Annotated in this window: 20 protein-coding genes; 7 read left to right on the top strand and 13 right to left on the bottom strand. The window is 64.5% G+C overall.

Annotated features, from left to right (window positions below; all coding sequences use genetic code 11):
• Nucleotides 1–2: 2 nt before the first annotated feature.
• The 3 genes from HA399_RS05365 to HA399_RS05355 all read right to left on the bottom strand — a co-directional run bounded on the left by HA399_RS05365 (nt 3) and on the right by HA399_RS05355 (nt 3850).
• Complete coding sequence (locus HA399_RS05365) at nt 3–1457, bottom strand: N-acetylmuramoyl-L-alanine amidase (RefSeq protein ID WP_043335201.1); 1455 nt, start codon at nt 1455–1457, stop codon at nt 3–5.
• Nucleotides 1458–1578: 121 nt separating this feature from the next.
• Entirely contained in the window at nt 1579–2064 is a 486-nt protein-coding gene (gene tsaE / locus HA399_RS05360; RefSeq protein ID WP_043335197.1) for a tRNA (adenosine(37)-N6)-threonylcarbamoyltransferase complex ATPase subunit type 1 TsaE, read from the bottom strand.
• Nucleotides 2045–3850, bottom strand: a complete 1806-nt coding sequence (locus HA399_RS05355) for an NAD(P)H-hydrate dehydratase (protein ID WP_404326327.1) — start codon at nt 3848–3850, stop codon at nt 2045–2047. The genes tsaE and HA399_RS05355 overlap by 20 nt, the downstream gene beginning before the upstream one ends.
• Before the next feature lie 307 nt (nt 3851–4157).
• Here HA399_RS05355 and queG point away from each other — a divergent pair, with 307 nt between their 5' ends.
• Complete coding sequence (gene queG, locus HA399_RS05350) at nt 4158–5228, top strand: tRNA epoxyqueuosine(34) reductase QueG (RefSeq protein WP_225996436.1); 1071 nt, start codon at nt 4158–4160, stop codon at nt 5226–5228.
• A 55-nt stretch (nt 5229–5283) separates the two neighbouring features.
• Here queG and orn read toward each other — a convergent pair whose 3' ends face one another.
• Nucleotides 5284–5856, bottom strand: coding sequence for an oligoribonuclease (gene orn, locus HA399_RS05345; RefSeq protein WP_107335235.1), 573 nt, complete (start codon nt 5854–5856; stop codon nt 5284–5286).
• Between the two features lie 183 nt (nt 5857–6039).
• Here orn and rsgA point away from each other — a divergent pair, with 183 nt between their 5' ends.
• A complete protein-coding gene (gene rsgA, locus HA399_RS05340; protein WP_043335189.1) occupies nt 6040–7050 on the top strand; it encodes a small ribosomal subunit biogenesis GTPase RsgA in 1011 nt (336 codons plus the stop codon).
• A gap of 129 nt (nt 7051–7179) precedes the next feature.
• On the opposite strand, the gene HA399_RS05335 is transcribed toward rsgA, so the two are convergent.
• Nucleotides 7180–8514: an NCS2 family permease gene (locus HA399_RS05335; RefSeq protein WP_404326326.1), complete on the bottom strand. Its 1335-nt coding sequence runs from the start codon at nt 8512–8514 to the stop codon at nt 7180–7182.
• Between the two features lie 610 nt (nt 8515–9124).
• Between HA399_RS05335 and HA399_RS05330 the strand changes: the two genes are divergently transcribed.
• Entirely contained in the window at nt 9125–9988 is an 864-nt protein-coding gene (locus tag HA399_RS05330; RefSeq protein WP_404326325.1) for a sulfurtransferase, read from the top strand.
• Between the two features lie 252 nt (nt 9989–10240).
• Nucleotides 10241–11158, top strand: a complete 918-nt coding sequence (gene asd / locus HA399_RS05325) for an archaetidylserine decarboxylase (RefSeq protein ID WP_404326324.1) — start codon at nt 10241–10243, stop codon at nt 11156–11158.
• A gap of 487 nt (nt 11159–11645) precedes the next feature.
• Here the strand turns inward: asd and HA399_RS05320 are convergent, their stop codons facing one another.
• Together HA399_RS05320 and efp are read right to left on the bottom strand one after the other, a co-directional pair.
• Nucleotides 11646–12746: an EF-P lysine aminoacylase GenX gene (locus tag HA399_RS05320; protein ID WP_404326909.1), complete on the bottom strand. Its 1101-nt coding sequence runs from the start codon at nt 12744–12746 to the stop codon at nt 11646–11648.
• 238 nt (nt 12747–12984) lie between these two features.
• Nucleotides 12985–13551, bottom strand: a complete 567-nt coding sequence (gene efp / locus HA399_RS05315; protein WP_043335182.1) for an elongation factor P — start codon at nt 13549–13551, stop codon at nt 12985–12987.
• Nucleotides 13552–13642: 91 nt separating this feature from the next.
• On the opposite strand from efp, the gene epmB reads away from it, so the two are divergent.
• Complete coding sequence (epmB, locus tag HA399_RS05310) at nt 13643–14875, top strand: EF-P beta-lysylation protein EpmB (RefSeq protein ID WP_404326322.1); 1233 nt, start codon at nt 13643–13645, stop codon at nt 14873–14875.
• A 125-nt stretch (nt 14876–15000) separates the two neighbouring features.
• Nucleotides 15001–15360 carry a 5-carboxymethyl-2-hydroxymuconate Delta-isomerase gene (locus tag HA399_RS05305; protein WP_043335180.1) on the top strand — a complete coding sequence of 120 codons (360 nt, stop codon included), beginning with the start codon at nt 15001–15003 and terminating at the stop codon, nt 15358–15360.
• 109 nt (nt 15361–15469) lie between these two features.
• Here the strand turns inward: HA399_RS05305 and HA399_RS05300 are convergent, their stop codons facing one another.
• The 6 genes from HA399_RS05300 to pgi all read right to left on the bottom strand — a co-directional run bounded on the left by HA399_RS05300 (nt 15470) and on the right by pgi (nt 24479).
• Complete coding sequence (locus HA399_RS05300) at nt 15470–15718, bottom strand: TIGR02647 family protein (protein WP_043335179.1); 249 nt, start codon at nt 15716–15718, stop codon at nt 15470–15472.
• A 239-nt stretch (nt 15719–15957) separates the two neighbouring features.
• The gene (gene serB / locus HA399_RS05295; RefSeq protein WP_404326319.1) at nt 15958–17169 is read right to left on the bottom strand and encodes a phosphoserine phosphatase SerB; all 1212 of its coding nucleotides are present in this window, start codon (nt 17167–17169) and stop codon (nt 15958–15960) included.
• A gap of 105 nt (nt 17170–17274) precedes the next feature.
• Nucleotides 17275–19551, bottom strand: coding sequence for a DNA topoisomerase IV subunit A (gene parC / locus HA399_RS05290; RefSeq protein WP_404326318.1), 2277 nt, complete (start codon nt 19549–19551; stop codon nt 17275–17277).
• Nucleotides 19552–19658: 107 nt separating this feature from the next.
• Nucleotides 19659–21539 (bottom strand): DNA topoisomerase IV subunit B, encoded by a 1881-nt coding sequence (gene parE, locus HA399_RS05285; RefSeq protein WP_043335172.1) that lies wholly within the window; start codon nt 21537–21539, stop codon nt 19659–19661.
• A gap of 214 nt (nt 21540–21753) precedes the next feature.
• Complete coding sequence (locus tag HA399_RS05280) at nt 21754–22506, bottom strand: YqiA/YcfP family alpha/beta fold hydrolase (RefSeq protein ID WP_404326317.1); 753 nt, start codon at nt 22504–22506, stop codon at nt 21754–21756.
• 269 nt (nt 22507–22775) lie between these two features.
• Nucleotides 22776–24479: a glucose-6-phosphate isomerase gene (pgi, locus tag HA399_RS05275; protein ID WP_054557080.1), complete on the bottom strand. Its 1704-nt coding sequence runs from the start codon at nt 24477–24479 to the stop codon at nt 22776–22778.
• Between the two features lie 204 nt (nt 24480–24683).
• On the opposite strand from pgi, the gene cmoA reads away from it, so the two are divergent.
• Complete coding sequence (gene cmoA / locus HA399_RS05270; protein ID WP_043335167.1) at nt 24684–25430, top strand: carboxy-S-adenosyl-L-methionine synthase CmoA; 747 nt, start codon at nt 24684–24686, stop codon at nt 25428–25430.
• Nucleotides 25431–25437: the final 7 nt, after the last annotated feature.

Raw genomic sequence — 25437 nt, 5'->3', positions numbered from 1 at the left:
GTTCAGCTGCGCGGAATCTTGAGCAGCTGGCCCACGCGCACCGTGTCGCCACTCATGTTGTTGGCCTGCTTGAGGGCCGCCATGCTCACGTTGTGGCGCTGGGCCACTTCCGACAGCGTATCGCCACTCTTGACGCGATATTCGCCGCCGTTGCCACCGCGTGCCTGGCTGCGCTGCCATGCCAGCAGACTCGCGGGCGGCGGATTGCGCTCGAAGTGACTCTGGATTCCCGAGAAGATCGAGCGCGCCAGCTTCTCCTGATAGGGGCCGCTGTTGAGGTTGCGCTCTTCCTGGGGATTGGAGATGAAGCCCGTCTCCACCAGCAGCGAGGGGATATCCGGCGACTTGAGCACCACGAAGCCCGCCTGCTCCACCTGACGCTTGTGCAGGGAATTCATACGCCCGAGATTGGCCAGCACGCCGCTACCCGCCGCCAGCGAATCGTTGAGCGTCGCGGTCATGGTCAGGTCGAGCAAGACGCCACGCAGCATCTCATCCTTGTCATTCAGGCTGAGATTGCCATCCACGCCCCCGATCAGGTCAGCACGGTTTTCGGTGGCGGCCAGCCAGCGTGCGGTCTCGGACGTCGCGCCGCGGCTTGAGAGCGCAAAGACCGAACTGCCGTGCGGGCGCGGACTGTTGAAGGCATCGGCGTGAATCGAGACGAAGAAGTCCGCCTTCTGCTCACGCGCGATCTCGGTCCGCTTGCGCAGCGGGATGTAGTAATCGCTGTTGCGGGTCAGGATGGCCTTGAAGCCGGGCTGGGCATCGAACATGCGCTTGAGGCGCTTGCCGATCTTGAGCACCACATCCTTCTCTCGAGTCCCGCTGGGGCCGCTTGCGCCCGGGTCTTCCCCGCCGTGGCCAGGGTCGATCGCGATGATGATGTCACGCTTGGGATGTGCCGCCGCCTGGGTATTGACCACAGGTTCCGCCGGCTCGCCCTTCAGCTTGCGCTTGGCCGCGGCCTGTTCCTGCTCGCGGATACGGGCCTCGATGGGGTCGATGGGATTCTCGACCGCCGACTCGCCGGGGAACTCGAGATCCACCACCAGGCGATTGCCGTACTTGGCATTCGGCGCCAGCGTGAAGTCCTTGGGATTGACCGGGCGCGTCAGGTCGAGCACCACACGCAGGGCATCCCCCTGACGTCCGCTGCGGATCGACTTGATGGCGCTGCCTTCGAGATTCAGCGCGGCGAACTTGCGCTCGACGGCGGCACTGGCCACTTCGCTGCCGGCAAGGTCGATCACCAGACGGCGCGGATTGTCGAGGCCGAAGACCTTGGCCTTGGCGGCACTGTCGAGATCGAACACCAGCCGCGTGTGGTCCGGTGCGGTCCACAAGCGCAGGTTCTCGACCTTGGCGGCCAGCGCCTGCGGCGCCAGCACCAGACTGGCAAGCGAGCAGACGACGCCACCCGCCAGCCAGCGACGGAAGCTGCGCGCCAGACGCATACGGGGGATTTTGGACGCTATTTCAGGCATCAGACAGGATGACCCAGACAGAAAGAACATGAATGAAGATAACGAATGATCGGACACTGCGCCGCCAGACAACGCAAGCGGAACGGCGTCATCATGCCTGAGAGGTTCGACGCTCGGCCAGTGTTGCCAACCAACCCTCACCTCGCGGTGTCAGGGCAGTCAATTCGGCCTCGCGTCCTTCGTCGGCGACGAACAGCGTGATGCGCAGATCCGGCGTGGGCAGAAAGCCCTGACCACAGCTCGGCCACTCGATCAGCGCCAGGCTGTCGGCGGCGAGCAGATCGCGGCCCCCGATGAACTCGAGCTCTTCAGGGTCGGCGAGGCGGTAGAGATCGAAGTGGTTGATGTGCCACTCGCCACCCTCGGCCCGTGGCAGCACGTAGGGCTCCACCAGGGTGTAGGTCGGGCTCTTGACCGCGCCCTGGTGACCATAGGCGCGCAGCACGCCGCGGGTCAGGGTCGTCTTGCCCGCCCCCAGCTCACCCTCAAGGAACACCAGCCCGCGGCCGGCAAGGATATTTCCCAATTGAGTGCCGAAGGCAACCTGGGCGTTTTCATCAGACAGAAGTATGCGCATCTCGGGCCCGTGGATTGAGCAATAAATGCATATAGGATGCCAGATCACCTGCGAGCAGGCCACGTTCACCACGCTCCTGTACCGCCCGGTCGGCCGCCAGGGCATGCACCAGCACCCCAATCCGAGCCGCCTGCGCCATGGCGCGCGTGACTCGCCGGGCCTGCGCCGCCTCATCTAGGGAGGAACGCGGCTGGCGTGCATCGAAGCCGCCGTTGAGCGCCTGCGCCGCCAGCCCCGCGATGATGCCACCCAGCACATCGCCCATGCCGCCACTGGCCATGCCCGGATTGCCATAGGGACAGAGCGCCAGCGCCGGCCCCTCGAGCACCCCCGCAGGGCTCGCCACCAGACTGCCCGCGCCCTTGAGCACCACGCTGCCGCCGAAACGCTGCTGAAGCGCTCTTGCGGCTGCGATCCGGTCATGTTCGACGTCCGCCACACTGCAATCGAGCAAACGCGCGGCCTCGCCGGGATGCGGCGTCAGCACCCAATCATCGCGACGGATGATGTCGCCTTCGCTCGCGCGCCAGGCCAGCAGGCTCAGGCCATCGGCATCCACGACCAGCGGCTGACCTGCCGCCAGCACCCGCGACATGCCGCCCCACCCCCACAGCATGCTCTCGAGACTTTCGGTACCCATGCCGGGCCCGACCAGCGTCACACTGGCCTGTGCCAGCTGTGATTCCAGCACGGCGAAGCCATCATGACTGCTGCCCTCCGGGCCACTCTTGAGACCGCGCGCCATGACCTCGGGGCAGCGCGTCAGGCTGGCGCTGATATGCGCGGGCGCCGTCAGCAGCGCGACCTTGCCGGCACCGGCCCGCGCCGCTGCCTCACTGGCCAGCAACACCGAGCCCCCCAGCCCCGGCCCGCCGCCGAAGACCAGCACGCTGCCGGTATCGCCCTTGTGGGCCAGCGGCGAGCGCGGCACCAGCTCGGACTCCAGCCAGCGCGGTGTCAGCCGCTGCACGGCATCCTCTGCCAGCAAGGCCGCGGTTCGCGACTGCGCGACCACCTCCGGCAACACGCGCGCCGCGCCCAGGCGCGCCAGACTGACGTGCCCGGCGTGCAGCTCGGCGCGTCCGGTGTGCAGGCCCGGCTTGTCGACCAGAAACGTCAGCGTCACATCCGCTTCCACGGCGACACCCGCGACCGCGCCCGTCGCGGCGTTCAAGCCTGAGGGCACATCCAGCGCCATGACATGCACGCCCTGCTGATGAGCGTGATTGATGCGCTCGATGGCTTCGACCACGCTGCCGCGCGGCGCATCGCGCAGGCCGATGCCGGTCAGCGCATCCACCAGCAAGGGCCAGCCCTTGAGCAGCGCATCCGCCGCCTCCTCATCGGCCTTCGGCCATGCCAGCGTCTCGACACCAGCCTCGCGTGCCGCGATCGCGGCCAGCTGCGCATCCCCGGTCAAGGCAGCCTCCGGCGTCAAGGCGATGACTCGCACCTCGAAGCCCGCCAGCAATGCCAAGCGCGCCAGCAGATAGCCATCGCCGCCATTGTTGCCGCCGCCACACAGCACGCACAGCCTGCGCGTCTCCGGCCAACGCTGACGCAGCAGATCGAACGCCGATTGCGCGGCGCGCCCCATCAGCCGCTTCTCCACCGGCGCCTCGCTCTGGCCACTGTCAGCGGCGACGGTCTCCTCCGCGAGCATCCAATGCTCCAGATCACGCAGCGCCGCCAACGGCCACAGACAGTTGACCGAACGCCACAGCGTCATGGTTGCCGAAGATGCCGGGGGGCAGGTCTGGTCAGAGGTCGATTCGTGCGCTGTCATGCCTACACTCCTTGTCTGGATATCCATTGCCTGACTGGATGTTCGTTGCCTGTCTGGACGCTCGTTGCCTGCCTGGATATGCGTTGCCTATCGTGAGGCATGGCGCTGCATGCCGCCTTCCTTTCTACTGCACCTTACCTGCCGTGCCCACGCCGTCAGGCAGCACGCTTGGGCTGACCGGCAAGTTGCGCTAAGGTGGCGCGCCTCTGCCCTCGATCTCGCTGGAACCCCCATGTCTGCTCCGCACTCATCCACTGCCGCCACTTCACCTGCCGACACCGGGAGCCCCGCCGCCGATGAACAGGCCATGGCGGAACTGGCGACGCGCATCAAGACATGGGGGCGCGAGCTGGGTTTTCAGCAGGTCGGCATCACCGATGTCGACCTCTCGGCCCATGAGGCCTATCTGGAGCGCTGGCTGGCCAACGGCCATCACGGCGAGATGAACTTCATGGCCAAGCACGGCACCAAGCGCACTCGCCCTGAGGAGCTGGTGCCCGGGACACTGCGCGTCATCAGCGTGCGCCTCGATTACCTGCCGCCTGAGGTCGAGACCACTCAGGTGCTCAGCCAACCCGAACGCGCCTATGTGTCACGCTACGCGCTGGGGCGTGATTACCACAAGCTGATGCGCAAGCGACTGGCCAATCTGGCCAAGCAGATCGAGAAGGAGGTCGGCAAGTTCGGCTATCGCGCCTTCGTCGACTCCGCCCCGGTGATGGAGCGCGCCCTGGCACAGAAGGCCGGCATCGGCTGGTTCGGCAAGAACGCCATGCTGATGAATCAGCAGGCCGGCTGCCTGTTCTTCCTGGGCGAACTCTACACCGACCTGCCCCTGCCGGTGGACGCCCCCTTTGAAAAGGAACACTGCGGCAGCTGCAACGCCTGCAAGGTCGCCTGCCCGACGGATGCCATCGTCGAGGACAAGGTCGTCGATGCGCGGCGCTGCATCTCCTACCTGACCATCGAGCTCGATGGCGCCATCCCCGAGGAATTCCGCCGCCCGATGGGCAACCGCATCTACGGCTGCGATGACTGTCAGCTATTCTGCCCCTTCACGCGCTTCGCCAAGGCGACTCAGGAGACGGACTTCTCGCCGCGCCATGATCTGGATCGCATCGAGCTGATCCGCCTGTTCTGCTGGGGGGAGCAGGAATTTCTCAGCAAGACGGAAGGCAGCCCGATTCGACGCATCGGCTACGAGAAGTGGCTCTCCAACATCGCCATCGGGCTGGGCAACGCGCCCTGGTCGGAGCAGGTCGAGCATGTGCTGCGCGCCCGTCTGGCCTACCCCAGCGAGCCGCTGCGCGAGCATGTGCGCTGGGCGCTGAAGGAGCAGGCCATCAAGCGCGGCGCCCGCCTGGCCACCGCGCTTTGAGAGGCGTTGCCTCCAGGGCTTTCGCTTCGAGCGCCCTTGCCTAGAGGAACGATGCTTAGACGATGCCCTGCTGGGTCAGCTTGAGGAAGGTCTTGCGGTAATGCGCAAGCTCCGCCAGTGACTCACGGATATCGTCCATCGCCTGGTGGGTCGCACGCTTCTTGAAGCCGTCGAGCGCGGCCGGATTCCAGCGCTTGGCCAGCTCTTTCAGGGTCGAGACATCGATGTTGCGATAGTGGAAGAATTCTTCCAGCAACGGCATCTCGTGCTGCAGGAAGCGACGGTCCTGATGCACGCTGTTGCCACACATCGGCGAGGCGCCTGCCGCCACGTGCCGGGCCAGGAACTCGAGGGTCTGGCGTTCGGCTTCGGCGGTATCTATCTGACTTTCCTTGACGCGCTTCACCAGCCCGGATTCACCATGGGTGCGCGTATTCCACTCATCCATCGCCTCCAGCAGGCTGTCCGGCTGATGCACGGCCAACACCGGGCCTTCGGCGATCAGGTTGAGGTCACCGTCGGTGACCAGCGTGGCTACCTCGATGATGCGCTCACGCGCCGGGTCGAGGCCGGTCATTTCCAGGTCGATCCAGATGAGGCGGTCGGCCTGCGCGGTGGGATTTGCCATGGGTCACTCCTTGCTGAGCAGATGATGGAATGGCGCGGGACGCCAGTCGATGACAGCAGTATCACACGCCACCCCGGGGCGTCGCACGACACCCGAGGGCGCAAAGGGTACAATCGCGCCGCAAAGGGGGGAAGACTCTCCCATCCCTGGCGAACGAACGGCGACCGGAGTCACCAGCCAAGCATGAGTAAACGCAAGCTAAGCCGCCAGCAGCAATGGCGAATCGAGAAGGTGCAGGCCGAGCGTACCAAGCGCGCCGAAAAGCGCGAGACGCAGGACCGCGACAAGCTCGACGCCGGCGAATATGGCCCGGAGCAGCATGGCCGTGTCATCGCCCACTACGGGCGTAGCCTGGAAGTCGAAAGCGAATCCGGCAGCCTGCACCGCTGCCACCTGCGCGCCAACCTCGAGACGCTGGTCACCGGTGACCGGGTCATCTGGCGCGAAGCCAGCGATGCCAGCGGCGTCGTCGTCGCGCGTGGCGCACGCACCACCGAGCTTGAACGCCCCGACATGCGCGGCGTGCTCAAGCCGGTGGCGGCCAACATCGACCAGATCCTGATCGTGTTCGCCGCCGAACCCGCCCCGCAGCCCAACCTGATCGACCGCTATCTGATCGCCGCGGAAGCCACCGGCATCACGCCGGTGCTGGTGCTCAACAAGGTCGACCTGCTGCCGGAAAGCGGCGGTGAGCTGCGCGACCTGCTGGCGCGCTATGAAGCGCTCGGCTACGAAGTCGTCGCCTGTACCACGCGTGGCGAGTCGGGGCTGGATGCCCTCAAGGCCCAGCTCAGCGACCGCACCTCGGTCTTCGTCGGCCAGAGTGGCGTCGGCAAGTCGTCCCTGATCGGCATGCTGCTGCCCAGGGAAGAGGTTCGTGTCGGCCCGCTGTCGGCCGAATCACGCCAGGGCATGCACACCACCACCACCGCCTGGCTCTATCACATGCCGGATGGCGGTGACCTGATCGACTCGCCCGGCATCCGTGAATTCGGTCTGGTGCACCTGACTCCCGAGCAGGTCACCGACGGCTTCCGCGAGTTCCACGACTATCTCGGCTATTGCCGCTTCCGCGACTGCAAGCACGAGAAGGAGCCGGGCTGCGCCCTGCTTCAGGCCGTGGACAACGGCGAGATCGGCCGTGTGCGCTTCGAGAGCTACAAGAAGATTCTGCTCTCGCTGACCGAGAGCTGATCAGGCGCTATCAAAAAAGCCGTCAACAAAAAGCCCCGCCAGGCAGTCACTGCCTGGCGGGGCTTTTTCATGCTCGAGGCACTCAAGACACATCACAGCCTCGAGACACATCACTGCCGCTTTCGAAGCCTAGCCTTCCAGCAACAGCAGCAGTGACAGCGCGAACAGCACCCACATGGTCGGGCGAATCTCGCGCGCCTTGCCGACGCCGAGCTTGATGACCACGAAGCTCAGGAAGCCGAACACGATACCGTGGGTGATGGAGTAGGTCAGCGGAATCATCACCATGGCGATGAAGGCCGGAATCGCATCATCGAACTGGTGCCAGTGGATCTTGCCTATCGGCTCCATCATGAACACGCCGACCAGAATCAGCGCCGGGGCAGTCGCGATGGACGGTACCAGCGACAGCAGCGGCGCCAGGAACAGGAACGGCAGGAAGCAGAGCGCCACCACCACCGCGACCAGCCCGGTGCGTCCGCCCTGACTGATACCGGCCGCCGATTCGATGTAGGCATTCGCCGGGCTGGTACCCAGTGGCGCGGACACCAGCGCCGAGAAGGCATCGACCATCATCGAGCGACGGATATTGCGCGGGTCACCATTCTCGTCCTTCAGATTGCCCGCCTCGGCCACCGCCATGAAGGTCGAGAGCGCATCGAAGAACACCGTGAACAGGATGACGAAGATGAACGGCGCATAGGCCACCTTGAGCGAACCGAGCAGGTCCAGCGCCAGCAGGCCGCTGAAATCAGGGGCAGCGAAGATACCGGTGAAGTTGACCAGCGTCGGCTGGGCGATCTCCGGCGGGAAGTAGGCGCTGCCATCCCCCCACAGACGCCCGATGGTGGTCGCCATCAGGGTCGTGACGATGATGCCGATGATCAGTGCGCCGTGAATGCGCTTCGCGACCAGGATGGCGGTCAGCGCCAGCCCCAGCAGGAAGACCACCAGCGAGGGCGTCATCGGCGCCACGCTGACCACGGTGACCGGGTTGGACACGATCAGCTTGGCATTCACCAGACCGATCAAGGTGATGAACAGGCCTATACCACAGGCGATGGCGTAGCGGAGCTGGGCGGGAATCGCATCGATCACCAGGCGGCGCACGTTGAACATGGCCAGTACCGCGAAGATGACGCCGGCCCAGAACACGCAGCCCAGCGCGACCTCCCAGCTCATGCCACCGCTCAGTACCATGGTGTAGGCGAACAGGGCATTGATGCCCATGCCCGGCGCGACCAGGATCGGGTTGCGCGCGTACAGGCCCATCATCAGGCTGCCGAAGAAGCTGACCAGCACGGTCGCCGTGAGGGCGGCACTGAATGGCACGCCGGCGGCTGACAGGATGCCGGGATTGACCACGATGATGTACATCGACGCCATGAAGGTGGCGATGCCCGCCAGCACTTCCGTGCGCGTCGTGGTGCCTTCGGCACGCAGTGAGAATAGGCGCTCGAGCAAGATGATGACTCCCGTTCAGGATGAAGCGATTGAGTAGCAGCTCAGCGTCGACGGGTCGCCGACACGCTGCACCGAAATGACACACATTGAGCGCCCGCACCGCACTCGAAGAGTGCAGCAGCGCCACTGGCGATAGACAGTGTATTGCCTGGGGCCGTTAAGAGGGTGTTCCCGAGGGCCAGAATGTGGCATTCGCCCCAGGCCCGCTGCACTGAAACAAGCGCTTCTTTCGACAAGGCCTACTGGATCTACTGGCTGCTGGGGTTAATGGCTGGCCTCGCCTTCTGATCAGAAGCCTGTCCAGAAGGCTGTCCAGAAGGTCAGGTCATGGCGCGCACTGTGCCCTGCTGGCACACGCGTCGTCCACGTCTGTACCGTCATACGTTCGCACTGGGCATTCACACGTTCGCCCCGGAATGTGACGCGCGGCATTATACTGAAAACATGTCGTTTCAGGGGACAAGATGGCAAGGAATCTGGCGCGGTGACACTTCGCCTCGCCGCAGTCACTTGATTGCAGTGTCTTGATCGTAGTGACTTGACCACAGTGCCAGCCGACGTGCCATGATGCCGGAAGGATCACTCTCTTCGTAGAAGCAAGGATTACGCCATGTCTCACGATTCTTCACACCCTTCCCCCTCGGAAGCCGACCTGCTGCCCTTGATCGTCGAACCGCAGCAGCTCGCGGAGATGCTCGACCATCCTGATATCGTGATCGTCGACGTCCCGCTGAAAGCCGAGAGCCATGCGCATCATGTGCCCGGCGCTCGCCTGCTCGACTTCAAGCAGCTGGTCGGCAGCAATGACGATGACATTCCCGGCGTGCCGAGCCCCGAGGCGCTGTCTGGCGTGATGTCAGCCCTTGGCATCACCCGCGACAGCCATGTAGTGGCCTATGACGATGAAGGCGGCGGCTGGGCCGGACGCCTGCTGTGGACCCTGGCGCTGCTCGGCCATACCCGTTACAGCTACCTCAATGGTGGCCTGCACGCATGGCAAGGCGATGGCCTGCCGCTGAGTGACACCGCCAGCGACTGGAGCCCCAGCGAGTATCACGCCGCCTACATGGACACCAACGTGATGGCGACGCGGGAAGACATTCTCGATCGACTGGCGGCCGAGGACCCGCAGGAAAGCGTCGTGGTCTGGGATGCACGCTCCGCGGAGGAATATCGCGGCGAGAAGGGCCAGAACGCCCGCCTCGGCCATATCCCGGGCGCCGTGCATTTCGAGTGGACCGAGGCCATGGACCGTGAGCGCAACCTGCGTATCCGCGACTATGCGGAGCTGGTGACCGAACTGGGCGCTCGCGGCCTCAATCCCGAACAGCACATCGTGACGCACTGCCAGAGCCATCACCGCTCCGGTCTGACCTGGCTGGTGGGTCAGGCGCTGGGCTTCAGCGATGTGCGCGCCTATCCGGGCTCCTGGAAGGAATGGGGCAACCGTGACGATACGCCCATCGAACGCTGAAGGCGCTTGATCGCAGACTGGAACGCCCCTGTCCGGCGCCAGCACGCCAAGGCTGGCCATGCCGGGATGACACGCATGGCCTGTCTGGCAACTGTCGCCAGGCCCACGGCTGCGGCAATTCGCAGGCTTGAGCCGTTATTGACGATGGGCTAAGGTGCAGCCCAACTGCTGGCCGCCGCTGTTGCCGGCCAACGCCCGCCCTCTCGAGGAGCGGGCTTTTCATTCCTGAAAGTGCCTGCAAGGATCGCCATCGTGGATCGCGCCAAGCTGTTTTCCCTGAGCCAGTACCCACTGCCCCAGCACCTGATCTCACGCCTCATCGGCCGTGTCGCCGCCTGCACCAATCCGTGGGTCAAGAACACCTTCATCGAGCGCTTCATCAAGGCCTACGGCGTCAACATGAACGAGGCGCTCGAGGAGAATCCGCGTGCCTACGCCTGCTTCAATGACTTCTTCACCCGCGCCCTGAAGGCGGATGCCCGCCCCATCGGTGAAGGCCTGGTGTCACCGGCCGATGGCGTACTGTCCCAGTTCGGCAACATCAACCACGGCACCCTGGTACAGGCCAAGGGCCAGGCGTTCTCGCTGACCCAGCTGCTGGGGGGCAGTGAAGAGCGTGCCGCGCCCTTCCGCAACGGTCGCTTCGCCACCGTCTATCTGTCACCGAAGGACTACCATCGCGTCCATATGCCGGTGGCCGGTCGTCTGGTCGAGATGGCTTACGTCCCGGGGCGCCTGTTCTCGGTCAACGAAGCCACTGCCAAGCACGTGCCGGGCCTCTTCGCGCGCAACGAGCGCCTGGTGTGCATCTTCGAGACCGAGCATGGTCCGATGGCCATGGTGCTGGTGGGCGCGATGATCGTCGCGGCGATCAAGACCGTCTGGAGCGGTCAGGTCACGCCGCTTTCCGGTGATGTCGAGACGACCCGTTTCGATCAACTCATCGAGCTGGCGCATGGCGCCGAAATGGGCCGCTTCCAGCTCGGCTCCACCGTGGTGATGTGCTTCCCGGACAGCGTCGAGTTCGATGACGCCCTGACACCGGGCCAGAAGGTCAGCATGGGTCAGTCACTCGGCATGCGCCCCTCTGTCACAGAGCCGGCCCCGACCGAGCCAGAAGAGCATGCGACAGAGACGGCGCAGGACACGCCGACCACAGACGAGAAATAAGGTCAGGCATGGCGCAGCGCGAGCACGACACTCGTGCATAAAGCCCGCACATGAAACCCGGGCATAAAAAAAGGGAAGCCCCTGGCTTCCCTTTTTAACGACAGGAGACTGACCGCGCTCCCCGCCTTCTTGCCTTGCCCCGCGATGAACGTTGCCATCGGGGTGATCACTACCTTCAGTGCCCAAACAGATCAGAGTCCTCCATGACGGGCGTCACGCTCTCACGACGCGACTGCCGGATGATGCCTCGAAGGCTCCGAGGGTTCGAGCCATCATCTGTCGCCTCCTTTCACCATGCCCGATAAAAGAAGACCCGCTGCGACCATTGCCCTGGTCCTGCCATCACCTTGCCTGCGGGCTTCGCAGGCAAGCGCCAACCCTCCACGCTGACTTCTCCAGTCTAGTCGACGCACGCTCGGCAAGCGTGTTGGCAATAAACGCTGGGATTCACGCAAATCACATCGAAAGCTGCCTCTCATGTCGGCTCTCAAGCACGTGATGCCGGGAAAGCGATCACCGCCGAGATATCGCGCTCCCCCAGCGCGAGCATGATCAGACGATCCAGCCCCAGCGCCACCCCGCTCCCCGCGGGCATTCCCGCCTGCAAGGCCGCCACCAGTCGCTGGTCAGCCGCTACCTCAGGCAGGCCCTGGGCGACTCGCGCAGCATTGTCTTCAACAAAGCGCGCCGCCTGCTCGCTGGCATCGGTCAGCTCGTCATAGCCGTTGGCCAGCTCGATGCCCGCCACGTAGGCCTCGAAGCGCGACGCCACCCAATCACCCTCACTGTCCTGATGCTTGCGCGCCAAGGCAGCCTGCGCGGCCGGGTACTCGGTGACCAGCTCCACGGTGGCTTGTCCCTGTGCTTCTATCCCCTCTGACCCTGGCCCCTGCGCTCCTGCGCCCTGTGCTTCTGCGCCCTGTGCCCCTGAGCCAAGAGTCGGCTCGATCACCAGGCTCATCAGCGCATCCAGGCAGGTCTCATGCGACCAGTCGTCAGCCGCGACCTCACATTCTCGCGAACAGGCGGCTCGCAGCTCCTCGAGCGAGGCCGTGAAGGGGTCCAGCGCCAGCACACGGCGAAACAGCGCACGGTAAGGCGTGATGGCAGGCCTGGCCTGGGCGTCCTGAGACTCACTGAGCAGCGACGGCTGGCCGGTCAACTGTGCCCCGAGCGCCATCACGCGCCGGATCAGCTCACAGGTCTCCGTCATCAGCGCCTCAAGGCTCATGCCGGGGCGATACCACTCCAGCATGCAGAACTCGGGATTGTGGCGGCGGCTGACCTCGCCATCCCGGAAGGCACGCGCGATCTGGAAGATCGGCCCGCTACCGGCCGCCAGCAGACGCTTCATGTGAAATTCCGGCGATGTCTGCAGCCACAGCGGCACGCGCTCACGCTCGCCCGGCAGCTGCGCGCTCAAGGACAATGACGCGAGACCGACATCCGTCGAACCGGCCTGCCCCAGCACCGGCGTTTCCACCTCCAGCACCTCACGCTCGGCGAAGAAGGTGCGCACCTCACTGATCAGACGCGCGCGCTGAACAAGCCGCTCACGCGTGGCAGTGGGCGCCCAGTCCTCTGCCAGGGCGGCGCCTGGCGCGGCAGCGGCTGAGAGAGGTGAAGCAGCGGCGGAAGAATCGGCATCAGACATGGACAGGCTCGAGGAAGGGGACATCGGAGACATTGGCCAACCGGAAGGGCTGATCGACACGATCACCCTGCACGACTGACCAGCAGGAATGAGCAGCACGAAGGAGCAGCACAAACGATGATGCCCCGCACGAGGCGAGGCATCAGGGTGTTCACGACGTGAGCGAAAAGGCTCAGGCGCGAGACACGTACTCGGCGCTGCGGGTATCAACCTTGAGGACTTCGCCCTGGTTGATGAACAGCGGCACACGCACCACGGCGCCGGAAGACAGGGTCGCCGGCTTGGAGCCACCGTTGGCGGTGTCGCCCTTGAGGCCCGGGTCCGTCTCGACGACTTCCAGCTCGATGAAGTTCGGCGCGGTGACGGCGATCGCGTTGTCGTTCCACAGCGTGATGGTGTAGACGACCTGCTCCTTCAGCCACTTGACCGTGTCGCCCAGCGCCTTGCCATCGACAGCGTACTGCTCGAAGGAGCCATCGGTACGCATGAAGTGCCACATTTCACCGTCGGTGTAGAGGTATTCCATGTCGACTTCCATGACATCGGCGGCTTCGATGCTCTCGCCGGACTTGAAAGTACGCTCCCATACACGACCGGTCTTCAGGTTGCGCAGCTTGACGCGGTTGAAGGCCTGACCCTTGCCCGGCTTGACCAGTTCGTTATCGACGATGGCACAGGGATCATTGTCCAGCATCACTTTCAGACCGGACTTGAATTCGTTGGTAGAATAGTTGGCCATCTTGCTCGCTCTCGACTCGTTAACGGGTCTTGCCCGCCATGAATTCCAGATTGCAGTCAATTGGCTGCAATCATGACTAGAAGTGATGCGCATGATAACCCGAACCCCTGCATCCTTGCATACCATCCCGCACACCAGCCACGAAAGTCGTGCCTCAGAGGCCTTCTCATCTGCCGCTGAAGCCCCGTCTGCCCCGAATGACTGGCGTGCACAGCTACGCGACGTGATCCGCTCTCCACAGGCTCTGCTGGAGCGCCTGGGGCTCGAGCGCGAGTGGCTGCCGGGCGCCCGTGACGGCCATGAACTGTTCGCGATCCGCGTGCCCGAGGCCTATGCCAGCCGCATTCGCGCCAATGACCCCGACGACCCACTGCTGCGCCAGGTGCTGCCGCTGGACGCCGAGACCGACGTGCTCGACGGCTACGCCACCGATCCGCTGGAAGAGGCCGAGCATACGCCGCTACCGGGGCTGATCCACAAGTACACCAATCGGGTGCTGCTGATGGCCAGCGGCGGCTGCGCGATCAACTGCCGCTACTGCTTCCGCCGTCACTTCCCCTACGACGACCATCAGCCCAGCCGCGCGCAGTGGCAGGATATCCTCGACTACCTGCGTGCCGATGAGCGAATCCATGAGGTGATCCTGTCCGGCGGCGACCCGCTGGTCTCCCCCGACAAGCGCCTGGCGTGGCTGGTGGAGTCGCTGGGCGAGATCCCGCATCTCAAGCGCCTGCGCATCCACACGCGCCTGCCGGTGGTGATTCCGGACCGCGTCAATGACGAGCTGCTCGGCTGGCTGGGTGCCACTCGCCTGCAGAAGGTGCTGGTCATTCACACCAACCATGCCAACGAGCTGGACGACGCCGTCGCTGCCGCCATGACTCGCCTCAAGAGCGCCGGCGTCACCCTGCTCAATCAGGGCGTCATCCTGCGCGGCGTCAATGACAGCGTGGAAGTGCAGACGGCCCTCGCCGAGCGCCTCTTCGAGTGCGGCGTACTGCCCTACTACCTGCATGCCTTCGACCCCGTGCAGGGCGCCGCCCACTTCGCGGTCAGCGATGAAGAGGCCTGCAACCTGATGGAAGCGCTGCTTGAGCACCTGCCCGGCTTCCTGATGCCGCGCCTGGTACGTGAAGTGCCCGGCCGACGCTCCAAGACACCTCTTTCCAAGCCCCCTCTGTCCAAGCCCCCTCTGCCCAAGTCCACAGTGTCCAAGACACATCCGGGAGTCGACGCCGCCACTGGCCCTTCGGCGTCTTCCCCTGCGGGCGACGAGGGAGAGCCATCTTCGCTCAACCTGACGGGCATCATCGCCAGTGCGTGAATGGCCCACTGACAGCGTGAGGCAACAACAGGCGGCGTGCTGCACAAAATTTGCTACTATCGCTGGCCAATTTCATCATCGGCACACGCCCCGAGAGGCGTGGCCATGCTCAAGGAGCCCATCACATGCCTCATCTCGTCATTGATTATGCCGACAGTCTGGCCCCCAGCCTCGACATGGACGCGATCATGGATGACCTGCATGCCGCAGCCATGCAAAGTGGCCTGTTCAAGGAAACCGACATCAAGGTGCGCGCGGAAAGCTGGCGCCACTGGCGACTGGCCGGCAATCAGGCACCGCTGGCGCACAAGCACGGCTTCGTCAATCTGCACTGCCACCAGCTGGAAGGCCGCAGCGATGACGACAAGTCGCGCCTGGCGGATATCCTGATGGAGGCCCTCAAGCCTCACTGCGAGGCGGCCCGCGAAGTCAGCGTGGAGATCGTCGAGATCACCCGCGCGACCTATCGCAAGCACAAGGCCTGAGTACACGGGTGACTCACCGCCCCTGAGGCCGCAGACAAAAACGCCCCGTGGCCGAAAGCCACGGGGCGTTTTTCCTTCTCGCGATCAGCGATTCAGCCAATGGGTGAACTCAGGTACCCGTCATGGCCATCGGAACATGAAGCAGGTCATTGAGACGATGGGCGTGTTCAGCGGCCTCACGGCCCACCGACGTCAGATAGCCGCCATCCGGCAGCGTGGTCAACCCCTTGGCATGCAGACGCTCGGCGGCGGCCACCATGTCGGGACTGGCATCGTGGCGAATCTTCAAACCCTTGAGGGCGGCATCATGCGGAAACAGGCACAGCAGGTGCAGTTCATCGTCATAGGGTGACGGCATGGGCAAACTCCTGACGGCGTGGCGAGTGGCGTTTCAGTATGGCGTCAACTGACGAGCGACGAGTCGTCGGCGCTTCCCCTCCAGTCTAGCCCTCACACCCGAAAGCGCATTGCTGCTTTGGGACTATTCTACGGCCAGATGACCAGACGACAACGCCCCCATCGCGGCGGCGATGGGGGCGTTGTCACTCACACACTGGCTTGTCACTCAGCGCAGGCGTTCAGCGGCGGAATCACGGATCAGTGCTCGAGATCCTGCTGGCGATAGCCCATCAGGTAGAGCACGGCATCCAGGCCCAGGGTCGAGATCGACTGGCGCGCCTGTTCACGCACCAGCGGCTTGGCGCGGAAGGCGATGCCCAGCCCCGCCTCGGCCAGCATCTTGAGGTCATTGGCACCGTCACCGACGGCGATGGTCTGCTCCATGCGCAAGTCATGACGCTCGGCGATCTCGCGCAGCAGCAGGGCCTTGCGCTCGGCATCGACGATCGGCTCGCGCACTTCACCGGTGACCTTGCCATTGACGATCACCAGCTCATTGGCGTGGATCTCATCGAAGCCCAGCAGCTGCTGAAGATGACGCGCGAAGTAGGTGAAGCCGCCGGACAGGATCGCGGTGCGATAGCCCAGCGCCTTGAGGTTGGCCATCAGGCGCTCAACCCCATCCATCAGCGGCAGATTGGCGGCGATATCGGCCAGCACCGACTCATCCAGGCCTTCCAGCTTGCTCATGCGTTCGCGGAAGCTTTCCTTGAAGTCCAGCTCGCCCCGCATGGCCCGCTCGGTGACTTCCGAGACTTCCTCGCCGACACCGTGACGGCGCGCCAGCTCGTCGATCACCTCGGTCTGGATCAGCGTCGAATCCATGTCGAAGCAGATCAGGCGACGATGACGACGCCAGATATCATCTTCCTGGATCGCGATATCGACACCGTGCAGCGCGCCCAGCGCCAGCGCCTTCTCGCGCAGGGCGTTGATGTCGGTGCCACTCTCCGGCAGGCGCAGCCAGCACTCGACACAGGCGCCTTCGGCCGGTGACTCGCCATCCAGCGGCTCACGCCCCGACAGACGATGCATCAGCTCGACGGTGATGCCGAATTCGGCTGTCAGGCCGCCGACCTCGGCCAGAATGCCGGCCGGCAGACACGGCGCCAGCAGCGTCAGAATCCAGCGCGGGCGCTCCGCCTGATGGCTCCAGCGCGCATATTCTTCAGCACCGACCTGCACGGCCTGCACATCCAGCCCCAGCTGTTCACCGGCGGCGGCCAGCGCGGCCTCCAGATCGGACTCCGCGCCAAGAGCCACCAGCGCTTCCAGCGACACCAGCCCGAAGGTCACGCTCTGATTGATGTCCAGCAGTCGTGCGCCGCTGCGCGCCAGCGCCTGACCAAGCCCTGCCAGCTGTCCTGGACGAGCCGTGCCGGTGGCACGGATCAAGATACGTTGTGTCATTGGAAAATCATTCCTGAGCAATGAATCATCAAGGTGTCGCCCACGGGGCATGTCGGCGTCAACGCCGACGCACCTCAGCTAACAAGCCAGGCCATCCGGCCCGGTTCAACTATCGACAGCCAGACGGTCGACCTTCTGGAAGCCCTTGGGCAGCTTGCTGCCGCGGCGGCCACGCTCGCCACGATAATAATCGAGATCCGCCCCCTTGAGCAGGGTCTTGCGCTTGCCGGCATGCACCACCAGGGTCGCGCCGGCGGGCAAGACCACCAGCGAGCGCACGAACTCCTCGCGGTTGGCGGCGCGCTCGCCCGGAATCGACAGCATCTTGTTGCCCTTGCCCTTGGACATCTCGGGCAGCTCGGAGAGCGGGAAGACCAGCAGGCGCCCTTCGTTGGACACCACCGCCACTTCCAAGGCTGCGGGCGAGCCATCGGCAGCCTCCGGCACTGTCGGCACCTCGACCGGTGGCAGCACCGCACAGCCGCGCGGCAAGGTCAGCGCCGCCTTGCCGGACTTGTTCTTGCCGGTGAGCTGCTCGAGCGTGGTCACGAAGCCATAGCCGCCATCGGAGGCCAGCAGATAGCGCGCGGAAGGCGCATCGAGCAGTAGCCCGACCATCGCCGCCCCCGCCGCCGGATTCATGCGCCCGGTGATCGGCTCGCCCTGCCCGCGTGCACTGGGCAGATTGTGCGCGGCCAGAGTGTAGGCACGCCCGGTGTCATCCAGCAGCACCAGCGGCTGATTGGTCTTGCCGCGCGCCGCCAGATGAAAGCGGTCGCCGGCCTTGTAGGACAGGCCTTCGGGATCGATATCATGCCCCTTGGCGGCACGGATCCAGCCCTTCTCGGACAGCGCGACGGTGATCGGGTCGGCGCCCATCAGCTCGACTTCCGACAGCGCCTTGGCTTCGCCGCGCTCGACCAGCGGCGAGCGGCGTGGATCGCCGAAGTCGATGGCGGCCTGCTCAAGCTCACTGTCGATCAGGTCCGTCAGTGCTTCGTCATTGCCCAGCAGATGCTTGAGGTGCTTGCGCTCGCGCTTGAGCTCGTCCTGCTCGCCACGCAGCTTCATCTCTTCAAGACGCGCCAGGTGACGCAGACGCAGCTCGAGGATCGCCTCGGCCTGACGCTCGGAGAGCTGGAAGGTCTCGATCAGGCTGGCCTTGGGGTCTTCCTCCTCGCGGATGATGCGAATCACCTCGTCGAGATTCAGGTAAGCCGTCAGCAGCCCCTCGAGGATATGCAGGCGGTCCTCGACCTTGGCCAGACGATGCTCGAGGCGACGACGCACGGTGGCGCGACGATAGCGCAGCCACTCGGCCAGCATCTCGTGCAGCGCCATCACCCGCGGGCGCCCATTGAGGTCGATGACGTTCATGTTGACGCGCGCGTTCTTCTCGAGGTCCGTGGTGGCGAACAGGTGCGCCATCAGGCCTTCGATATCGACACGATTGGAGCGCGGCTGAATCAGCAGGCGCGTCGGGTTCTCGTGGTCGGACTCATCACGCAGGTCCGCGACCATCGGCAGCTTCTTGGCCTGCATCTGGGCGGCGATCTGCTCGATCACCTTGGCGCCGGAGACCTGATACGGCAGCGCCGTGATCACGATATCGCCCTCTTCCAGCACGTAGCGGGCGCGCATCTTCACGCTGCCACGACCGGTGCGGTAGAGCTTGGCGAGGTCGCTGCGCGGCGTGATGATCTCCGCCTCGGTGGGGAAGTCCGGTGCCGGCAGGTACTCCATCAGCTGATCGCTGTCGGAGTCCGGATGACGCAGCAGATGGCGCGTGGCGGCCACGACTTCATGCACGTTGTGCGGCGGGATGTCGGTCGCCATGCCCACCGCGATACCGGTGGTGCCGTTGAGCAGCACATTGGGCAGACGCGCCGGCAGCACCTTGGGCTCGTTCATGGTGCCATCGAAGTTGGGCACCCAGTCGACGGTGCCCTGGGAGAGCTCGGACAGCAGCACCTCGGAGTACTTCGACAGCCGCGATTCGGTGTAACGCATCGCCGCGAAGGACTTGGGGTCATCCTGGCTCCCCCAATTGCCCTGACCGTCCACCAGCGGATAGCGATAGCTGAACGGCTGCGCCATCAGCACCATCGCCTCGTAACAGGCGCTGTCACCGTGCGGGTGGAACTTGCCCAGTACGTCGCCGACGGTACGCGCCGACTTCTTGTACTTGGCGTTGGCCGTCAGGGACAGTTCGCGCATGGCGTAGACGATGCGGCGCTGCACCGGCTTCATGCCATCGCCGACATGCGGCAGGGCGCGGTCGAGAATCACGTACATCGAGTAGTCGAGGTACGCCTTTTCGGTGTAGTCGCGCAGGGCCAGACGTTCGACGTCACCCTCCGCGACCTGGATATCCATGCTCATGGGCGCTTGACCTTGATTACGAGCGTAAAACCGGGGAGCCCCTGACTGTGGCGCTCCCGAAAGAATGCTGTCGCGCAGCTTGTCTGCTCTTGCAGCTCAACCGATGATCAGACCTCGATATCGGCCATGTTGCCGTAGTCCTCGAGCCAGCTCTTGCGATCACTGGCGCGCTTCTTGGCCAGCAGCATGTCGAGCATCTCGTGGGTGCCGTCATCCGCACTGCGCGTCAGCTGCACCAGACGGCGGGTGTCCGGCGCCATGGTCGTTTCCCGCAGCTGCAGCGGATTCATCTCACCCAGACCCTTGAAGCGCTGCACGTTGGGCGTGCCACGCTTGCTCTCGAGCTGCTTGAGGATGTGCGCCTTCTCGCTCTCGTCCAGGGCGTAATGCACTTCCTTGCCCAGGTCGATGCGGTACAGCGGCGGCATGGCGACGAAGACGCGCCCGGCATCCACCAGCGCCGGGAAGTGACGCACGAACAGCGCGCACAGCAGCGTGGCGATGTGCAGACCATCGGAGTCGGCGTCCGCCAGGATGCAGACCTTGTGATAACGCAGCTTGGTGAGGTCATCCGAGCCCGGGTCCAGGCCGATGGCGACCGCGATGTCGTGGACTTCCTGGGAGGAGTAGATGTCATGCGACTCGACTTCCCAGGTATTGAGGATCTTGCCGCGCAGCGGCAGGATCGCCTGGGTCTCGCGGTTGCGGCCCTGCTTGGCGCTGCCGCCGGCGGAGTCGCCCTCGACCAGAAACAGCTCGCTGTCGGCAGGGTCGGAGCTTGAGCAGTCCGAGAGCTTGCCCGGCAGCGCAGGCCCGGAGGTGACCTTCTTGCGCGCGACCTTCTTGGCGCTCTTCAGACGGCGCTGGGCCGCCGAGATCACCAGTTCCGCCAGCGCTTCGGCCTGATCGACATGGTGGTTGAGCCACAGCGAGAAGGCGTCCTTGACCACGCCGGAGACGAAGGCGGCGACGCTGCGCGAGGACAGGCGCTCCTTGGTCTGGCCGGCGAACTGCGGATCGAGCATCTTCACCGACAGCACGAAGGCGGCGCGCTCCCACAGGTCATCCGCGCTCAGCTTGACGCCACGCGGCAGCAGGCTGCGGTAGTCGCAGAATTCCTTGAGCGCCTCGAGCAGACCGGAACGCAGGCCATTGACGTGGGTGCCGCCCAGCGGCGTGGGAATCAGGTTGACGTAGGGTTCCTGCACCAGCTCACCGCCTTCCGGCAGCCACTGGATCGCCCAGTCGACCCCGTGCTCCTCGTCCTCGAAATGGCCGACAAAGGGCGATTCCGGCAGGCGTTCGAAGCCATCGGTGGCGCCGAGCAGGTAATCGCGCAGGCCATCCTCGTAGTGCCAGGTCGTCTCGCTGCCATCGGTCTCGATGAGCACGACCTTGAGGCCCGGACACAGCACGGCCTTGGCACGCAGCAGGTGGCGCAGGCGCGGCATCGCCAGGCGCGGGCTGTCGAAGTAGCTCTCGTCCGGCCAGAAGCGCACCAGGGTGCCGGTATTGCGCTTGCCGACGGTGCCGATCTGGGTCAGCTCCTCGGCCTTCTCGCCATTCTCGAAGGCGATGCGCTGACGCAGGCCATCGCGGCACACTTCCACTTCCAGACGCGTCGACAGCGCATTGACCACCGAGACGCCCACGCCGTGCAGGCCGCCGGAGAAGCGATAGCTGTCCTGGGAGAACTTGCCCCCCGCGTGCAGCTTGGTGAGGATCAGCTCGATGCCGGTCACGCCATGCTCGGGGTGGATGTCGGTGGGCATGCCACGACCGTCATCGCCGACCTCGATACCGCCATTCTCGAGCAGGCGCACGCGGATTTCCTTCGCATGCCCCGCCAGCGCCTCATCGACGGAGTTGTCGATGACTTCCTGCGCCAGATGGTTGGGCCGAGAAGTGTCGGTATACATGCCGGGCCGCTTGCGGACCGGTTCGAGGCCGGAGAGGACCTCAATGGAACTGGCGCTGTACTGACTCATCGCAGCCTTGTGTCCTTGGTGTTGACGTCCGCCGTCCGACTCGCCATTTCACGTGCGCGAGACGGACAACGGATTCCTGAAAAATGAGAGACCGGCGCCTGGCGTTCAGCATCAAACGCCCTGCCAAGTCGTGCCAATCCATGTCGTGCCAAGAGGTGCCGTGCCCAGCCAGGTCGTGGTGCGTCGTAGCAGAAAGCACTACGCGCATGACCTGCTAGTCCGGCGCGACATGCATCGCCGCTGCGGTGGCGGGGGCCAGCCGGTGCCCGCCATGCGCCATGATCGCCGGCAGATATTCCGCCAGCTGCGCAAAGCCGTGATCGCCACCCGGCGTGATGATCAAGCGACTTCCCTGATAGAGCCCTGCGGCATCATTGACATCCAATGTCTCATCGGCCGTCGCCAACAGCACCAGGGTGCGCTGCGCCGTGACCGGTTCCGCTTCCAATGCGAGCAGCCCGGGCCCGAAATCCTCGGTGACGGTGAACGTCACGCCGGTATAGGGGTTGGCATGCACCGAGCCGAGCCATTCGTTGACCAGTCGCGCGGGACGCACGGCCGGATTGATCAGCACGCTGCGCGGCCCTTGACGCCAGACGCTCTGTGAGGGGCCAGTCGGCCCCTCGAGGCGTGCGGCCTCACGCGCGACCAGCCAGGTGGCCAGAAAGCCGCCCATGGAACTGCCGATCACCATGATGGCGTCATCACAGGCAGGGTCTGCGGGGTCCAGCGCCAGGCGCTCACACAACGTGAGATAGGCCGCGTTGACCGCCGCCTGACCCGCGCCGGGCTCCGGGGGGATGTCAGGCATCACGCACGGCAGGCCGAACTGCTCTGCCGCGCGCTGCATCAAGCGTGCCTTGGGCGAACAACTGGCCGAATTGAAGCCGTGCAAGTACAGCAGACCCTTGACGGGCGCGGTGGCGTGCATCGCTGCCGTATCTGACGGAAAGGGGGAATTGGCCATCAGCACTCCCGACAACACGCCAGACCGCGAAACCTCCCCTCCCACGCCTCAAGATGGCTAGGCATCTCTCGAGCGTTCATACGCTGGAAGCAGGGTTTTCGACGGTCCGCGTCGTGCTGTCTAGTGTAAACGATTGATTCGCTTATAGGATAGCGAGAATACTGTACAAATCAACAGAGAGCGACGACTGCCGCCGCCGCTCGTCTTGCATGGCATATCAGCATGCCCTCACTCACTCACTCTCACTCTCACTCACATCCGCCGTGGGCTCAGCGCGGGTCCTGATCCTGGGCTGCCCACACCGCTTCGATCAGCGCACGGCTGGAGGCATCCAGCGTCTCGAAGCCTTCACCGGTGGTCATGGTCGCTTCGGTGGCGGTGGCGATCTGCTTGCCCAGCTCCACGCCCCACTGATCGAACGGGTTGATATCCCAGATGGTGGCCTGAACGAAGACCTTCTGCTCGTAGAGCGCAATCAACGCACCCAGCGTTTCCGGTGTCAGCGTTTCCAGCAGCAGCGTGGTCGACGGCTGATTGCCACGGTAGCGCTTGTGGTTCGGCTGCGCCTCATCACCGGGGATGGCGTCATCGCCCAGCATCAGTACACGTGACTGGGCGAAGCAGTTGGCCAGCGTCAGGCGGTGCTGTGCCTTGAGGTGGGCGCGCGTCTCGGCGTCCTCTACGTGATCATAACGGCACATCGGCGCGATGAAGTCACACTCGACCGCCTGGGTGCCCTGATGCAGCAGCTGATAGAAGGCGTGCTGGGCGTTCGGCCCCAGCTGGCCCCACAGCACCGGACAGGTCGAGTAGTCGATCATCTCGCCATCGTTGGTCACCGACTTGCCGTTGGATTCCATCTCCAGCTGCTCGAGGTAGCTTGCGAAGTATTCCAGGCGACCGTCGTAGGGCAGGATGGAGTGGGCGCGGATATCGAGGAAGTTGTTGTTCCAGATCCCGGCCAGCGCCAGCAGCACCGGCAGGTTGTCTTCCAGCGGCGCGGTGCGGAAGTGCTCATCCAGCTCATGCGCCCCGGCCAGCAGACGGCGGAAGTTGTCCATGCCGACATTGAGCGCGATGGGCAGACCGATGGTGCCCCACAGCGAATAGCGGCCGCCGACCCAATCCCAGAACAGCAGCTGATGTTCCGGCGCGATGCCCCACTCGGTCATCTTCTCCGGCTTGGCGGAAGCGCCGATGAAGTGCTGACGGTTGATCAGCGCTTCCAGGCGCCCTTCCGGGTCGAGGCGTGATTTCAGCCAGTCGCGCGCGGTGCGGGCATTGGACAGCGTATCGATGGTCGAGAATGACTTGGAGGACAGGATGAACAGCGTGGTTTCCGGGCTGAAGGATTCCAGATAATCCGCCAGCTGGGAGCCATCCATGGTCGAGGCGAAGTGAACGCCGATCTCGTGGATGTCCTTGGGACGGCAATCGCTCAGGGCGCTGGAGACCATCAACGGGCCCAGGTCCGAGCCACCGACACCGAGGTTGACCACGTCGGTGATCGGCTTGCCGGTGGCGCCGCGCCACTGGCCGCTGTGGAAGGTGTCGACCATCTCGGCCAGGTGCTCGAGGCTCTCGTGGATGGCCGGCACGATATCCTCGCCGTCCACCTCGAGGCTGGCGGAGCGCGGCAGACGCAGCGCGGCGTGCAGCGCCGGGCGATCTTCGGAGCGATTGACATGCTCGCCGGCCAGCAGGCGCTTGATGCCCTGCTCGACGCCGGTTTCGCGCGCCAGATCCAGCAGCAGCTCCAGGGTCTCGCCCTTGAGGCGCTGCTTGGAGAGATCCAGACGCAGTCCCGCGGCAGAGCGCGTGAAGGTCGCCACTCGGTCACGCCCTTGCGCCGCATCCTCGGCGAACAGGTCCTTCAGATGCACATCGGCCATCTGCTCTTGATGATGGCGCGCGAGAGCCTGCCAGGCCTGGGTATTACGACGCGCAGAACGTGCCGCTGATTGAGTGGACATGGCCACCTCTCTCCTTGAAGTGTAATGACCGGCCCTGCATGGCCCGGCCTGAAATCGATTGATGGAGGCATCACCCGCCAGCCGTGACGGGTGCGTCACGGGCGCCGAATGCGTAGAATGGCGGGCCCGACGGGGCGCTCTGCCCGGCCGGTCCTCGGCCACAGGCATGTCGCCCTGGCCCACTGCCCGATGAAGCCTTGATCCATGAGTGATGCATCTTACCGTGACGCGATATTTACGACACCCCTTGACCGTGTCGCCAGCTTCTCCTTCGACGAGCAGGTCGTCAGCTGCTTTCCGGACATGCTGCGCCGCTCGGTGCCGGGTTACGGTCAGATCATCGCCATGCTGGGCCTGATGGCCCGCGCCCACCTGCGCCCCGGCGCGCGGGTCTATGATCTGGGCTGCTCACTGGGCGCTGCCAGCATGGCGCTGGCCCGCGAGATGGCCGCCGAGGATATCGAGATCGAAGCCGTCGATCTGTCCAGACCGATGGTCGAGCGCGCCAGCCGCGAACTCGCCGAGGCCTTCCCCGACCATCGCATCAACGTCACCGAAGCCGACATTCGCACCCTCGACTATCAGCCGGCCGGCATGATCGTGGTCAATCTGACGCTGCAGTTCCTGCCGCCGGAAGACCGCGATGCCGTGATCGACAAGCTGTTCGCGGCGCTGGAACCCGGCGGCGTGCTGATCCTGTCCGAGAAGATCATCAGCGATGATCCGGTCGAGAATGCCTGGCTGATCGAACGGTATCATGACTTCAAGCGCGCAAACGGCTACTCCGATCTGGAAATCTCCCAGAAACGTGAGGCCCTCGAGGACGTGATGAAGCCCGACAGCCTGAACACGCATCACGAGCGCCTGGCGCGCGCCGGCTTCCAGCGCAGCCACACCTGGCTGCAATACCTGAATTTCGCATCGATGGTCGCCTTCAAAGCCGCCGAATGACCGCTAC

It is taken from the genome of Cobetia sp. UIB-001, assembly GCF_044789135.1.
GTDB classification, from domain to species: Bacteria; Pseudomonadota; Gammaproteobacteria; order Pseudomonadales; family Halomonadaceae; genus Cobetia; species Cobetia amphilecti.
This window is presented reverse-complemented; position numbering and strand designations above follow the sequence as displayed.